This is a genomic window from Nocardia sp. NPDC059236 (genome assembly GCF_042754085.1).
Taxonomy (GTDB): Bacteria; Actinomycetota; Actinomycetes; order Mycobacteriales; family Mycobacteriaceae; genus Nocardia.
The window spans coordinates 351,055-364,954 of the sequence record NZ_JBHZAF010000004.1; the positions used below are offsets into that span (position 1 = coordinate 351,055).

Consider the following 13,900-nt stretch of genomic DNA (forward strand, 5'->3'; position numbering starts at 1 on the left):
CCAGCGCGGGTTCGGTTACGCCACAGCGGGTTCCGCGACGGCGCGGCGGCTCGAGTCCGGGTGGCTAGTTCTTGCGGCCGATGCCGCAGAGGACCACCAGGCGGGTGGGCTGAAGGTTGCCGGCGAGCCACTCATTGGCGGGCGCGAGGCCGGGCGGCAACATCTCCAGCCCTTCGAAGAAGCGCTCGACCTGCTCCGGCGGCCGGAAGTCGATCTGGGAGGGGCTGCCGACGGTGTCGCTGGTGGAGGCGTTCTGGAAGAACGGGTGGGTATTGGTGGAGGCGTGCTGGATGACCAGCAGGCTGCCGGGCGCCATGGCGTCACGCAGGCGTGCCACGGCCTCGTAGGGCTTCTCGTCGTCCATGACGAAGTGCAGGACTCCGACGATCACGACGGCAACCGGCAGGGAGAAGTCGATTCCGCCCTCGGTGCGCGCTAATTCGAGAATTTTGTCCGGTTCGCGAATATCCGCGAGGATGGGCGTGACGCCCGGTGCGCCGGGGAGCAGCGCGTTGCTGTGGGCGTACACCACGGGGTCGTAGTCGATGGAGGCGACGAGGGCGGACGGGTCGACCTCCTGTGCCACCTCGTGCACATTCGGGCTGATCGGAATGCCCGCGCCGATGTCCACGAACTGACGGATGCCCTCCTCTGCCGCGCGTCGCACCGCCTGCAGCAGGAATTGCCTGCTGTGCCAGGCGGTCTCCCGGGTGTCCGGGGCGACCTGCAGCATCTTGTCGCCGAGTGCGCGGTCGGCGTCGTAATTGTCCTTGCCACCGAGCATGTAGTTGTACACGCGAGCAGCGTTGGGCCGGAATGGATCCACGCCCACCGGTGCTCGATTGAGCTCAGACACCGCACCTCCCTCGAGATCCCCGCCGATCGTAACAATTTGCGGCGCACGCCAGAGAGAAATGCGCAGCTTGTCGGCAACCTGCCAGGCGTCCGAAAAAGCTCGCGAAACCGGGCCGAGGGTGCTCGATCTGCGCGGCCGGAAGCGCTGGAATAGTGCCCATGACTCGAATCGGAGCCGAACGGGTGCCGGTGGGAGCGGGACCCCTGACGCGGGCGGCCGTGGTGGCGGTGGCCCGGCGCGGCGCACGAGTGGAATTGGACGCGGATGCGCTGGCGGAGCTGGCGCGGGTGCGGCAGCACATCGACGCGCTGGCACACAGCGACCGGCCGGTATACGGGGTGTCCACCGGGTTCGGGGCGCTGGCGCTGCGGCACATACCGCCGGCCCGGCGAACCGACCTGCAGCGCTCGCTGATTCGTTCGCACGCCGCCGGGGCCGGTGCACCGGTGGAGGCGGAGGTGGTGCGGGCCATGATGCTGCTGCGCTTGCGCACCCTGCTGTCCGGGCACACCGGGGTGCGGCCCGGGACCGCGCGGGCGCTGGCCGCACTGCTGGACAGCGGGCTGATTCCGGTTGTGCCGGAATACGGTTCGCTGGGCTGTTCGGGTGACCTGGCCCCGCTGGCGGCGGTGGCGCTGGCACTCATGGGGGAGGGGTCGGTACTCGGGCCGGGCGGTCCGCGCCCGATCGGGCCCGCGCTGGCCGAGCACGGGCTGACACCGATCACCTTGGCGGAGAAGGAGGGCCTGGCCCTCACCAATGGCACCGACGGCATGCTGGGCATGCTGGTGCTGGCCATCGAGGACCTGCGGCGGCTGTTCGATCTGGCCGATCTGACCGCGGCCATGAGCGTGGAGGCGCAGCTGGGCACCGATCGGGTGTTCGCGGCGGATCTGCAGGAACTGCGCCCGCATCCCGGACAGGCAGTGTCGGCGGCGCGCATGCTGGCGGCGCTGGCCGGTTCCGAGATCGTGGCCAGTCACCGGGGCGAGGACTGCCCGCGGGTACAGGACGCGTATTCGCTGCGGTGCGCGCCGCAGGTGCACGGCGCGGCGCGGGACACCCTGGACCACGCCGAGACCGTCGCCGCACGCGAATTGCGGTCCGCCATAGACAATCCCGTGGTGCTCGCCGACGGCCGGGTGGAGTCCAACGGGAACTTCCACGGCGCCCCCGTCGGCTACGTGCTGGATTTCCTGGCCATCGCGGTCGCCGACGTGGCCGGCATGGCCGAACGCCGCACCGACCGCATGCTGGACGTGCACCGATCACACGGGCTGCCCGCATTCCTGGCCGCCGATCCGGGCGTGGACTCCGGCTACATGATCGCCCAGTACACCCAGGCCGGAGTGGTGACCGAGCTGAAGCGGTACGCGGTGCCGGCCTCGGTGGATTCCATCCCCTCCAGCGCCATGCAGGAGGACCACGCGTCCATGGGCTGGACCGCGGCCCGCAAGCTGCGGCGCGCGGTGGATGGGCTGACCACCGTGCTCACCATCGAATTGCTCACCGCCGCACGGGCATTGGATCTCCGCGCACCTCTGCGGCCCGCTCCGGTGACCGGGGCGCTGCGGGACCTGGTGCGAGCACGGGTGCCGGGACCCGGGCCCGACCGCCACCTCGCACCGGATATCGCCACCGTGGCCGCACTGGTGCGGTCGGGTGCGGCGGATCACCTTCTCGACCAGGGGGTTTCGTCATGACCCGAATCGTCCGGGCCGCCCGCGGCGCCACGCTCACCGCCCGCACCTGGCAGACCGAAGCGGCCTGGCGCATGCTGCACAACAATTTGGATCCCGAGGTGGCCGAGCGGCCACAGGATCTCGTCGTCTACGGCGGGACCGGGCGGGCGGCCCGGGACTGGCCCAGCTTCGACGCCATCGCGCGGACCCTGCTCGACCTGCGCGAGGACGAGACCCTGCTGGTCCAGTCCGGCCGGCCGGTCGGCGTGCTGCGCACCCACGAATGGGCGCCGCGCGTGCTCATCGCCAACTCGAATCTTGTTCCGGACTGGGCGAACTGGCCCGAATTCCGCCGCCTGGAGGCGGCCGGGCTGACCATGTACGGGCAGATGACCGCCGGGTCCTGGATCTATATCGGCACCCAGGGGATCCTGCAGGGCACCTACGAGACCTTCGCGGCGGTGGCCGCCAAGCGATTCGGCGGCACCCTGGCCGGAACCCTCACGCTCACCGCGGGTCTGGGCGGCATGGGCGGGGCGCAACCGCTGGCCGTCACCATGAACGGCGGCGTGGCGCTGTGTGTCGAATGCAATCCGCGGCATGCCCGCCGCCGGGTCGAGACCCGGTACCTGGACGAGATCGCGGACGACATCGACGACGCCCTGGCCCGGGTGCTCGCCGCCAAGGCCGAACGGCGGCCACTGTCGGTGGGGCTCATCGGCAATGCCGCCGAGGTACTGCCGGAACTGCTGCGCCGCGAGGTCGAGGTGGACATCGTCACCGATCAGACCTCGGCCCACGACCCGCTGACCTACCTGCCGATCGGTGTCGCACTGGAGGACTGGGACGACTACGCGGGCCGCAAGCCCGACGAATTCACCCGGCGCGCACGGGATTCCATGGCCATCCACGTCGGCGCCATGGTCGGCTTCCTGGACCGCGGCGCGGAGGTCTTCGACTACGGCAATTCCATTCGCGGCGAGGCGAAGCTGGCCGGATACGAGCGCGCCTTCGACTTCCCGGGCTTCGTGCCCGCCTACATCCGGCCCCTCTTCTGCGCGGGCAAGGGCCCGTTCCGCTGGGTCGCCCTGTCCGGAGACCCGGCCGATATCGCCACCACCGACCGCGCCATTCTCGAGCTGTTCCCCGAGAACGAGTCCCTCGCCCGCTGGATCCGCCTGGCGCGGGACCGGGTTGCGTTCCAGGGCCTGCCCGCCCGTATCTGCTGGCTCGGCTACGGCGAACGCCGGTCCGCCGGACTCCGATTCAACGAGCTGGTCGCCGGCGGTCAGGTCGCGGCCCCCATCGTGATCGGCCGCGATCACCTCGACGGCGGCTCGGTCGCCTCGCCCTACCGCGAAACCGAAGCCATGGCCGACGGCTCCGACGCCATCGCGGACTGGCCGCTGCTCAATGCCCTCGTCAATACCGCGTCCGGCGCGAGCTGGGTCTCCATCCACCACGGCGGCGGGGTGGGCATCGGCCGCTCCATCCACGCCGGTCAGGTCACGGTCGCCGACGGCACCCCGCTGGCCGCGCAGAAGATCGACCGGGTCCTCACCAACGACCCGGCCACGGGCGTGCTGCGTCACGTGGACGCCGGATACCCGGAAGCGGAATCGGTCGCCCGCGCGAAGAATATTCGAATTCCTTTGTGGGAGGGCTGATCCGGCGCCTCAATCCAGGTCGATGCGGACGCTCAGGAGGTCGGTGCCCATCACCCGTACGGCTGCGCTGTTGGCCTTCGGGAGGGTGCGCAGACGGGCGATGGGGTCGTCGTCGGGCAGGAGGTGGGCGGTGCCGGTGTACCAGCGGCCGTGGAGGCGGAGGCGGACGCGGGGGTCGGCTTCGATATTGCGGATGTACTGCGAGCGGGTGCCGAATTCGGAGACCAGCCAGAAGGACGCGCCGGAGCGGCGGCCGCCGATCGGGGTGAGGCGGGGGCGGCCGCTGACCCGGCCGGTGGTCTCCAGCAGGGTTTGGATGGGTAGGCGGCCCAGGATCGGGTTGCCCACCCTCCGCTGAAGTGTCGTGACCATGGCGTGTTGCAGATCGCGTCGGCTCGGCATGAGCCGACGCTAGCACCGGCCGCGGCTCACCGGGCCAGTTGCAGGGCCAGCGTGGCGGCGGCGGGGGCGAGGTATAGCAGGGGGAAGGGGGTGGTCTTGTAGGAGTGGGCGCGGATGGTGGTGGCCGCGGCCCCGGTGAAGTAGAGGATCACGCCGATGGCGGCCGCGATGCCGAGGGGCGGGAGGAAGAAACCGGCCACCAGGCCCAGCGCACCGGCCGATTTGGCCAGGGCCAGCCAGTTCCACCAGGTACGGGGGACGCCGTAGTCGATCAGCGGGTCCACGACGAACTGCTGCTTGGTGAACAGGGAGTAGCCGGAGAAGCCGATCCAGAGGGCCGAGACGACACCGACGATGTGGTAGGCGAGGTTCATGGGAGCCACGTCCTTTCAGGTTTGCTGTGCTCTTACCTGAATGACGAAGCGGGAGCCCGAGGAGTGACATCGGGGTCAGGGGAGGTGGGATTGCAGGAAGGTGAGGGCCTCGGGCAGGGAGGCGAGGAACGCGCCGCTGTGGTCCTTGCCGGGGTAGGCCGTGACGGTGACCTGCACCCAGGGGTTGTGGTCCTGGAGGGCGGCACCGTAGGCGGGGGTGTCGGCCGGGGGGACGTCGATATCGGCGGTGCCGTAGCCGATCATGAGGTCGGCGGGGACCAGGTCCTCCTGATAGGAGACCAGCGATCTGATGTCGGCCTCGAAGGTCGGGGTGGGGTTGTCCGGATCGGCGACGAGCGCCTCGGGACGGCGGCCTTCGGCGGCGGCCACCAGATCCGAAAGGCATGCGGTGGCAGCCTTTTCCACGTACTGCCTGCCGAAGTCGGACAGGTACGGGGTCACGGTGCCGGGCGCGAGCTCCTCCAGCGCGGCGAGATAGTAGCCCGCGTAGCCGACCTGGTTCTCGGAGCCGGTCGAGCCGCGGCGGAACATCTCACGCAGGCTCTTGGCCGGATTCGTGCGCAGGCCGGTGGCGATCACGCCGGTGAGTCCCCTGACGGCGGACGGGTTCCGGGCGTACAGGGCGGCCGCGCTCATGACGGCGTGCGCGCCCTCGGACTGGCCGATGAGCACCCAGTGCGCCGACAGCGGGACGGGCAGACCGCGGACCGCCGTGATCGAGTCGAGAATGGAGCGGCCCTCGACCGCGGTGTTGTAGTAGCTGAAATTGCCGCCGGTGCCCAGACCCTGATAGTCGGGCGCCAGCACGGCGTAGCCCCGGTCCAGAATCTGGTTGAAATAGCTGCGATTTCGATCCGACTGCGGCCGATGCGAGGGCGCGCAGTCATTGCCGATCCCGGTCGTGCCGTGCGCCCACACCACCAGCGGCCAGCCACCCTGCGGCGGCAGCCCGGACGGCAGATACAGCGCCGCGCCGGCCCGGGCCGGATTCTCCCGCTGATCGACGGTGGTGTAGGTGAAGCCGAGCGACTCCGCGGCCCGGTCGAAAGACCATGCGCCATTGAGCAATTCGATCCCGCTCAGCCGCCCGAGATCATTGCTGTCGGCCGTGGCCGGCGCCGCCGTCACGGTCAGGGTGGCGGTCAGCGCGGCGCAGGCGCTCATCGTGCCCGCCGCCAGTGCGGCCTGCCGGACCGCGGCTGCGAACCTGCGACGAATCGGCATGGCCATCACTCCCTTTCGGCGGGCAACCCCCCGACCATACCGTCGTCATTCCATCCCGTGGGCCTGCGCCACCAGATCGAAGAACACCCAGACGCCGCCCTTCTGGTACGCGTCCGGTGTCTCGGATCCGCCCAGGAACGGGTACGGGGTGGCGATGTACACCTCGCCGTCGGCGAGGGGGCCCAGGCGCCGGCGGATGTCGGCGACGTGCCCCGGCTGGAGGACATAGGTGATGACGTTCGGATCGAACAGGACCCGGCTGACGAACTCGGTGATCTCGGTGAAGACGCCGTACGGCTTCACGCCGGGGCTGTACGGATCGAGGATCCCGTACTCGCCGGTCCGGCTGCTCATCAGGAACGCGCACCCCAGATCCGAGTAGCCGACCACCGTGTCGAACTGCGGATAGTGTTCGGCCCAGGCCGGCATCACCCGGTCCATACGCTGGTCGCCGATCAAACGGAAGGGAACGCTGGTCACTGCGCCCATCCAACCAGACCGGCGACCGGGACCGATCCTCGACAGGTCCGGCCGCACCGCGCGAAGATCGAATCAACCGTCGTAGTGGAGGTGCCCGTGACCGAAGAATGGCGCAAAGTCGCTGAGCGCGTCCGCAACTGGGGCCGCTGGGGCGAGGACGACCAGCTCGGCACCCTGAACCTGCTGACCCCGGACCGCATCGCCTTTGCCGCCACCCGGGCACGCGCGGGCCGCACCATCCAGCTGGGCATCCCGTTCGACGCGTACGGCCCGCAGGGCTCGAGTGGCTTCCGGCGCAACCCCATCCACCTCATGGCCGTGGACGGCGGCGACGCCGACCTCGCGACCGCCCTGGACGGCTGGGGCGGCCGGAACGAGGCACAGGTGGCGGGCATGTACGCCGCCGGCCCGATGCGCTACAACGACGACTACATCATGATGCCGCTGCAGACGGCCACACAGTGGGACGCGCTCTCCCACGTGTACTACGACGGCCTGCTCTACAACGGCTATCCGGCCGCGGCCGTCACCAGCTTCGGCGCCGCCAAGCTCGGCATCGAACACGTGGCCGAGCGCGGCGGCGTGGTGGGCCGCGGCGTGCTGCTGGACGTGGCCCGGCACCACAACCTGGATCGGCTCGAGGCCGGGACCGTCGTCACGCCGCACGACCTGCAGGCGACGGCGGACGCGCAGGACGTCGAGCTGCGCCCCGGCGACATCCTGCTGGTGCGCACCGGCTGGTGGACCCGATTCCTCGAAACCCGCAGGGCCGCCGAATGGTTCGGCGGCAGCCCCGGCCTGAGCTGGCGCTGCGCGGAATGGCTGCACGAGCACGACATCGCCGCGGTCGCGGTGGACAATCCGGCCGTCGAGGTCATGCGCCCCGAGGACGACGTCATGATGCCGCTGCACATGCTCGCGCTGCGCGACATGGGACTGCCGCTCGGCGAGATCTGGGACCTCGAAGCCCTGGCCCGCGACTGCGCCGAGGACGGTGTCCACGACTTCCTGCTGTGCGCGCCCGCCCTGCGGATCCCGGGTGCGGTGGGGAGCCCGATCAGTCCCATCGCCATCAAATAAACCGGCCGGGAACACCTTTCAGAACGCCGCCAACACCAGGGCGGCGATGAAGACCACCTGCACCAGGCCCCGCAGCGGGAGCGGCATGGACTTGATGCCGAGGTCGGCGCGGGCCGCCCGGACGTTGGCCGGGAACAGGAAGACCAGCATCACGGCCAGGCAGACGGCCGCCAGGGGCGCGGCCCACGGAATGAGCAGGCCGATGGCTCCGGCCAATTCGAGGACACCGGTCAGGGTCACCAGGCCCGCCGGATTGGGCAGGCGCGGCGGGACCATGGCGATCAGGCCGTCGCGGCGGGGTTGGAAGAAGTGCGCCGACGCGGTCAGCGCGAACATGGCGGCCAGGCCGATCCGGGCGGCGTGCGGCCAGGAGTTCAGCCAATCGATGAGATCGAGCCACCCGGCCAAGCGGGCCAGGCCGGAGACGACGACGAGAACGATGAGCGGTGCCATCGTGGACTCCTCTGGGGGAGATCAATCTTGACGGGGACATGAATGATCATCAGCGACTATTTATTCCGGATATCCAGGATGGCAGACCACCCCGGACGTCGGGACGAGGCTCGGCGGTATGGGCCCGAAACCCGGGCCGGCCAGGTAGATTCGGCACCGCTCATGGTCAAAATTGGACAGCCCATCCGGACACTGCAGTACGCGCCGACGGCCGGTTCCCCCACCGGTCTCGAACTGCTGACCTTCGACCAGCTGCGCCGGATGCCGGTGGCCGCAGGCCACGAGGTGATCCGCGGCGACTTCCACGTCCTGGCCCGCTGCACCGCCGGAAGCGGGCGCGTGACCATCGACTTCGTCGCGCACGACCTGGCCGCGGACACGGTCGCCTGGATCCGCCCCGGCTGGACCCACCGCTGGGACGACATCGCCGAGCTGAAGGGCGATCTCATCCTGTGCCGCTCGGAACTGGTGCCCGCCGCGGCCCTCGGGCACCTGCCGTCCCCGGCCACACCCCCGGTGGTGACCGCGAATCCGTTGACCGACTCCGCCTTCGAACATCTGACCAGTGAATATGCCGTCGATCCGCCGAATACGGCCATCCTGCACCACCTGCTCAGCGCGGTGACGCTCCGGCTGGCCGCGGGTCTGCCCGCCCTGCCCGATCCCACCGACCTCTTCGACCGTTTCGCCCGCCTGGCCGAGCGGTACCACTCCGAAACCCGCGAAGTCGCCTGGTACGCCGCCCAACTCGGCTACTCGCCCCGCACCCTCTCGCGCGCCGTGCAATCGGCCATCGGCGCCACCGCCAAGCAGTACCTGAACGCCCGCGTCACCCTCGAAGCCAAACGCCTGCTCGCCCACGAGCCGGTCACCACCGCCGAATGCGCCCGCCGCCTCGGCTTCGACGACCCCGCCAACTTCACCAAGTTCTTCCGCGCGAACACCGCCACCACCCCCACCCGCTTCCGCCTGGACCTCACCGGGCAATAGATCCGGCCCGAGGCGAAGCATCACCGCGCGGCACGCTGTTCGAGCCCGACGGTCCGGGCATCGGCGCCGCCACCACGACAGATCGTTTCGGGGAATTTTGTGATTGCCGGGCGATTCGGCTGTGACCTCTCGGATCGTCGCGTTAGGTTGGGCCGGTGCGGGTGGAGATGACGAGCGATCCGGCGGAATTCCAGCGGCGGGTGGCCGGGTTTCTCGGGCGTGATCCCTTGCGGCACACGGTGATGTCGACGGTCCTCGCCAATGAGATCGCCCGTCTCACCATCGCCCGTGAGCCTTCCTATTTCGCGTCGGTGCACACGGATGACGTTGTGGGCGTTGCCATGCGGAGCGCCGGGCGCGGAGTGTGGCTGGGGCGGTTGCCGATCGACGCGGTGCCGCTCCTGGTGACCCGGTTCGCCGAGCTCCTGCCGCAGATCGACGACGTGCACGGCACCGAGCCGCTGGCCGGGCCGTTCGCGGCGGCGTGGAGTGCGCTGCGCGGCAGGGCCTGTCACGCGGACCACGGTGCGCGGCTGTACCGGCTCGGGCCGCTGCGCCCGCCGCTTGCGCCCCCGGGCAGGGCTCGCCCCGCCACCGCAGCGGATATCGATGTCAGCGGGCGCTGGCTGGCCGAGATGGCCCGCGAACTGGGCGATAAGCACCTGGCCATGAACGACAAAGGAATCCGCGCCCGCATCGAGGCCGGACGCTGGTGGCTGTGGGAGGACGACGGGCAACCGGTGTCCCTGACGGCGCACCAGGTCCCGGTCAACGGCTGGGTCCGGATCGGGCCGGTCTTCACGCCCCGGGCCGCCCGCGGCCACGGCTACGCCTCGGCACTGGTAGCGGAGGTTTCCCGGCGGCTGCGCGAGACCGGGGCCGAGGTCTGCCTGTACGCCGACATCGACAATCCGACCTCGAACAAGATCTACCGCGCCATCGGATTCGAGGCGGTCATGGACGAGGTGCACTACGCCTTCGAGTGAGCGTCGTGTCACCTTCTGCTAAGTGAAGGACGGTCACGCCTTGTGTGCGAGGCCGCCGTAGGCGGCGATCGGGGCGGGTTCGCCGATTCGGGCGGGGTTGATGCGCCATTCGGTGATGCGCACGAACCCCGGCTCGTCGAAGGACAGGCCGTCGAAGGCTGCCCGGATCTGCTCCTGGGTACGTGGGTAGTACGGGACGCCACCGGATTTGGCGTATTCCTCGCACAACTCCACGTACGGCCGGCTGTCGGTGGTGCCGTCCCACAGCACCAGATAGCTGCCCGACGGTACCGCCTGCATAACCGTGCGCACGATCCGCAGCATGTCGTCGTAGGTGCGGGCGTGCCCGAGCACCCCCATGAACATCACCGCGATGGGCTGGTCGAAGTTCAGCACGGTGCGGGCCTCGGCGATGATCTGCTCGGGATCGTGGAAGTCGCGCTCGATATAGGTGGTGACACCCTCAGCGGTGGTGTCGGTCAGCAACGCGCGCGCGTGGGCGAGTACCAGGGGGTCGTTGTCGACGTAGACGATCTTGGCTTCCGGCGCCACAGATTGGGCGACCTCATGGGTGTTCTGCATCGTGGGCAGGCCGGTGCCGATATCGAGGAACTGACGAATCCCGGCTTCGCGGGCGAGGTGGCGGACCGCGCGGATGAGGAACTCGCGCGATTGCACCGCCATGGTCGCGATGTCGGCATCGATCTTCAGGCTCTGCTCACCGACCTCCCGGTCGATCTCGTAGTTGTCCTTGCCGCCCATCCAGAAATTCCAGATCCGCGCCGAATGCGGGATATCGGTACGGATCACCGGTCCGGTCTCGTTCACGTCGAATTCCATTCCTTCGTCGATGCACACGCCCCACACCAGCCGTGCTGCCCACCCCCGACCCGGTCGTGCACCTCCGGCGTCCTCCGACGCTACACAGCGCAACCCAGCCCGTACAATAGTCCGAACATGTTGCCCCAACGCAACTTCCATGATCGGCCGAACCTGCATGTTCGGTCCCACCGCGCGCAGCCCGTCGGCCAGCATCTCCTCCCGAGTCGAGTACGTCGACGGTGCGGGATCAGAGGGTTGGGTCGGGGTTGAGGGTTCGGTGTTGACGCCTCGGGTTGGGGTCCCTTGGTAGTTCGACACAGGGGGTGGGAGTGGATTGCTCGACCGGCATGCCCTCGCGCCGCCGGAATACCCGGTCCAGCTGGACATTCGACTTGAACTACCATGACAGGCGCACATAGTGAAGATGGGTTCGGGTTCGCGGAACATCAGGCCGCGCCGTCCTGGCAGGAGGGACGACCGTGGCCGCTGACCTGGTCGAAGGTGAACTGAGCATCAATGGATTGCGCCGGACCTTCGGGGTGCGCCCACCGCGGCGGCAGCACGCGCCACTGGTGCTGGTGTTGCACGGAAACCAGGGCTCGTCGACGACCGAGCGGCTGATGTACGACTGGACCAGCTTCGCCCGGCACGCCGACGAGTGGGGGATCGGGGTCGTCTACCCGGACGGGTGGGAAGGCTGCTGGGCCGACGGTCGCGGGGTTACCACGGCGGACGAGGCGGGCGTGGACGATGTCGCCTTCCTGCGGGCCGTGATCGACTGGTGCGCTGCGCAATTCGACACCCAGGACGATCGCGCGGTCGTCACCGGCATCTCCAACGGCGCGTTCATGTCGCACCGGATGGCGCTCGAGGCCGGCGATCGGGTGGCGGTCTTCGCCGCCGTCGCGGGCGGGCTGCCGGAGGCGCTGACCGGGATCCGCCCCGGGCACGCGGTGTCGGCCATGCTCATCAACGGCGACGCCGATCCGGTGGTGCCCATCACCGGCGGCTACTCGCGGCATCTCGGTCCGAACGGCGAATCGCGGGGCGGCACCAGGGGATTGGCGGACTCCGCGCGGTACTGGCGCGAGCTCGACGGCTGCGCCGGGCCCGCCGAGACCGTCACCACCGACCGGTCGAGCCGCACCACGGTGAGCCAGGGCGTGGGCGGCACCGTGGTATCGGAGTGGACGGTCTTCGGCGGTGGCCACACCTGGCCCGGCACACCTGTGCCGGAACCCTGGGCCGGCAGCCCGGGCTCGGCGGTGTCGCTGGAATTCGATGCCGCCGAGCAGATCTGGCGCTTCGCCGAGCCGCTGCTGTTGTCAGCGGACGCCCGCAAGCTCTGAAAAGGTCTATCCGCCGAAAGGAGAACGGAATGGCGATCATCGGCAGACTGCTGCGGAACCGGCGCGCCGGGCCCGAGGGCCTGGCCTGGTGCCGGCCGAATCTGGCAGCGGGTGACGTCTTCGAGGTGACCAGCACGGATTTCGAGCACGAGGCGGCGCTCGATGTCCGGCACGCCATGAAACGGGTCGGGGGACAGGACCTGTCGCCCGAACTGGCCTGGTCGGGAGTCCCCGCGGACACCGTGCAGCTGCTGCTGGTCGTGGAGGATCAGGACGCGCCGTTCGGCGGTCCCTTCGTGCACGCGCTCGCACTGCTCGATCCGAAGATCGGCGAATTACCCAGTGGCGCACTGGCTTCCGGCCCCACCATCGACGGTGTCGAGGTGCTGCGCTCGAGCTGGGGGCGCGGATACCTGGGTCCGGGTCCGGTCCCGGGGCACGGGCCGCACCGGTACGTCTTCCAGGTCTTCGCGCTGACAGAACCGGTCACCATCCCCGGCGGCGGCGCTCCCGAATCGGCCAAGCCGCGGGCGGTACTCGCCGCTGCCAGGGCGCATGCCCGGGGCCGGATCGACGGTTTCTACGAACGTCCCTGACGGGATACGAAAGAGACCCCGGACATGACGAAGAGCCGCGGCCCGATAGGCCTGCGGCTCTGTTCTTTTCGGATACCACTGTCAGTTGGCGGTGTTGACCGGTAGCGACAGCACCACCTCCTGCTCGTTCTCGGGCAGATAGTGGACGTTCACCACGCGGCCGACCTGGACCATCGAGACCGCCGCCGGGGGCAGGAACTTCTCGGTGCGCGTCTCGAAGCTGCTGCCGTCGGGGCGGGTGACCACCAGCACCAGATCCAGCCGCGAGTGGCCGTCGCGGATCTCCCCGGGCACCGACAGCGACCGCACCACGGCCTGGGCCGCGATGCCGCGCCGGGCGATATCGAGCTTGGCGGGGGTGGTGAAGCCCTTGCGGATGTTGGCCGCGTTCATGGCCTCCTGCGCCGCGGAGGTATCTCCGGACATGTCCACCTCGACCTTCTCGAGCCGGTCGGGCAGGTAGCGGACCGGCAGCACCACGCCGGACCGCAGCAGCGCCAGCTGGGTCAGCGGCACGATCATCTTGGCGTGCGAGGCGAAGACCTTGCCGTCGGCGCCCTCGACCCGGAAGTCGATGCGCACCTGGGGCTGCTCGTTGAGGTAGACGCCGGTCTGGCGGACACCCTCGACGGTGCCCAGACCCACCAGGCCAGCGCGGAACTGGGAGCTGTTGTTGCCGGTGAAGGCCGACACGATGCCGTCGCCGGTGAAGGCGAAGGCGATGGGGACGATGGTCAGGGCGATGATCGGCAGGGCCATCTGCGGGCCGACCCAGCCGAAGACGCTGTCGGAGGTGAGGCCGTGCCACAGGTAGTAGCCGATGGCCAGGACGCCGAGAGCGAGTGCTGCGTAGCGGATTTGGTTCTTCATGAGCTTTCCGGATCGGAGACGTGGGGGAGGAAGAGCCCGCTCATGCCC

15 protein-coding genes are annotated in these 13,900 nt (G+C 69.4%); 7 read left to right on the forward strand and 8 right to left on the reverse strand.

Annotated elements, in window-relative coordinates; all coding sequences use genetic code 11:
• Window positions 1-64: 64 nt before the first annotated feature.
• On the reverse strand, window positions 65-856 hold the full coding sequence (locus ACFXIV_RS13755) for an SAM-dependent methyltransferase (protein WP_379399366.1): 792 nt from the start codon (window positions 854-856) through the stop codon (window positions 65-67).
• A 158-nt stretch (window positions 857-1,014) separates the two neighbouring features.
• Here ACFXIV_RS13755 and hutH point away from each other — a divergent pair, with 158 nt between their 5' ends.
• Both hutH and hutU read left to right on the forward strand, forming a co-directional pair.
• Entirely contained in the window at window positions 1,015-2,559 is a 1,545-nt protein-coding gene (gene hutH, locus ACFXIV_RS13760; RefSeq protein WP_379399365.1) for a histidine ammonia-lyase, read from the forward strand.
• Window positions 2,556-4,205 carry a urocanate hydratase gene (hutU, locus tag ACFXIV_RS13765; RefSeq protein ID WP_379399364.1) on the forward strand — a complete coding sequence of 550 codons (1,650 nt, stop codon included), beginning with the start codon at window positions 2,556-2,558 and terminating at the stop codon, window positions 4,203-4,205. The genes hutH and hutU overlap by 4 nt, the downstream gene beginning before the upstream one ends.
• A 9-nt stretch (window positions 4,206-4,214) precedes the next feature.
• Here hutU and ACFXIV_RS13770 read toward each other — a convergent pair whose 3' ends face one another.
• From ACFXIV_RS13770 to ACFXIV_RS13785, 4 genes are all read right to left on the reverse strand, one after another.
• Window positions 4,215-4,607: a nitroreductase/quinone reductase family protein gene (locus ACFXIV_RS13770; RefSeq protein ID WP_379399363.1), complete on the reverse strand. Its 393-nt coding sequence runs from the start codon at window positions 4,605-4,607 to the stop codon at window positions 4,215-4,217.
• A gap of 26 nt (window positions 4,608-4,633) precedes the next feature.
• Window positions 4,634-4,981: a DoxX family protein gene (locus ACFXIV_RS13775; RefSeq protein WP_379399362.1), complete on the reverse strand. Its 348-nt coding sequence runs from the start codon at window positions 4,979-4,981 to the stop codon at window positions 4,634-4,636.
• Window positions 4,982-5,056: 75 nt separating this feature from the next.
• Window positions 5,057-6,226, reverse strand: a complete 1,170-nt coding sequence (locus ACFXIV_RS13780) for an alpha/beta hydrolase family protein (RefSeq protein ID WP_379399361.1) — start codon at window positions 6,224-6,226, stop codon at window positions 5,057-5,059.
• A 45-nt stretch (window positions 6,227-6,271) separates the two neighbouring features.
• On the reverse strand, window positions 6,272-6,706 hold the full coding sequence (locus ACFXIV_RS13785; protein WP_379399360.1) for a T6SS immunity protein Tdi1 domain-containing protein: 435 nt from the start codon (window positions 6,704-6,706) through the stop codon (window positions 6,272-6,274).
• Between the two features lie 90 nt (window positions 6,707-6,796).
• Here ACFXIV_RS13785 and ACFXIV_RS13790 point away from each other — a divergent pair, with 90 nt between their 5' ends.
• Window positions 6,797-7,786 carry a cyclase family protein gene (locus ACFXIV_RS13790; protein ID WP_379399359.1) on the forward strand — a complete coding sequence of 330 codons (990 nt, stop codon included), beginning with the start codon at window positions 6,797-6,799 and terminating at the stop codon, window positions 7,784-7,786.
• Between the two features lie 18 nt (window positions 7,787-7,804).
• On the opposite strand, the gene ACFXIV_RS13795 is transcribed toward ACFXIV_RS13790, so the two are convergent.
• Window positions 7,805-8,239 carry a DoxX family protein gene (locus tag ACFXIV_RS13795; RefSeq protein WP_379399358.1) on the reverse strand — a complete coding sequence of 145 codons (435 nt, stop codon included), beginning with the start codon at window positions 8,237-8,239 and terminating at the stop codon, window positions 7,805-7,807.
• A 162-nt stretch (window positions 8,240-8,401) separates the two neighbouring features.
• Between ACFXIV_RS13795 and ACFXIV_RS13800 the strand changes: the two genes are divergently transcribed.
• Together ACFXIV_RS13800 and ACFXIV_RS13805 are read left to right on the forward strand one after the other, a co-directional pair.
• Window positions 8,402-9,229 carry a helix-turn-helix domain-containing protein gene (locus ACFXIV_RS13800; protein ID WP_379399357.1) on the forward strand — a complete coding sequence of 276 codons (828 nt, stop codon included), beginning with the start codon at window positions 8,402-8,404 and terminating at the stop codon, window positions 9,227-9,229.
• A 167-nt stretch (window positions 9,230-9,396) separates the two neighbouring features.
• Window positions 9,397-10,215, forward strand: a complete 819-nt coding sequence (locus ACFXIV_RS13805) for a GNAT family N-acetyltransferase (protein ID WP_379399356.1) — start codon at window positions 9,397-9,399, stop codon at window positions 10,213-10,215.
• Window positions 10,216-10,248: 33 nt separating this feature from the next.
• Here ACFXIV_RS13805 and ACFXIV_RS13810 read toward each other — a convergent pair whose 3' ends face one another.
• Window positions 10,249-11,043, reverse strand: a complete 795-nt coding sequence (locus ACFXIV_RS13810; RefSeq protein ID WP_379399355.1) for an SAM-dependent methyltransferase — start codon at window positions 11,041-11,043, stop codon at window positions 10,249-10,251.
• 473 nt (window positions 11,044-11,516) lie between these two features.
• On the opposite strand from ACFXIV_RS13810, the gene ACFXIV_RS13815 reads away from it, so the two are divergent.
• Complete coding sequence (locus ACFXIV_RS13815; protein ID WP_379399354.1) at window positions 11,517-12,386, forward strand: alpha/beta hydrolase family esterase; 870 nt, start codon at window positions 11,517-11,519, stop codon at window positions 12,384-12,386.
• A gap of 29 nt (window positions 12,387-12,415) precedes the next feature.
• Complete coding sequence (locus ACFXIV_RS13820) at window positions 12,416-12,982, forward strand: YbhB/YbcL family Raf kinase inhibitor-like protein (RefSeq protein ID WP_379399353.1); 567 nt, start codon at window positions 12,416-12,418, stop codon at window positions 12,980-12,982.
• 81 nt (window positions 12,983-13,063) lie between these two features.
• Here the strand turns inward: ACFXIV_RS13820 and ACFXIV_RS13825 are convergent, their stop codons facing one another.
• Window positions 13,064-13,852: a hypothetical protein gene (locus ACFXIV_RS13825; RefSeq protein WP_379399352.1), complete on the reverse strand. Its 789-nt coding sequence runs from the start codon at window positions 13,850-13,852 to the stop codon at window positions 13,064-13,066.
• Window positions 13,853-13,900: the final 48 nt, after the last annotated feature.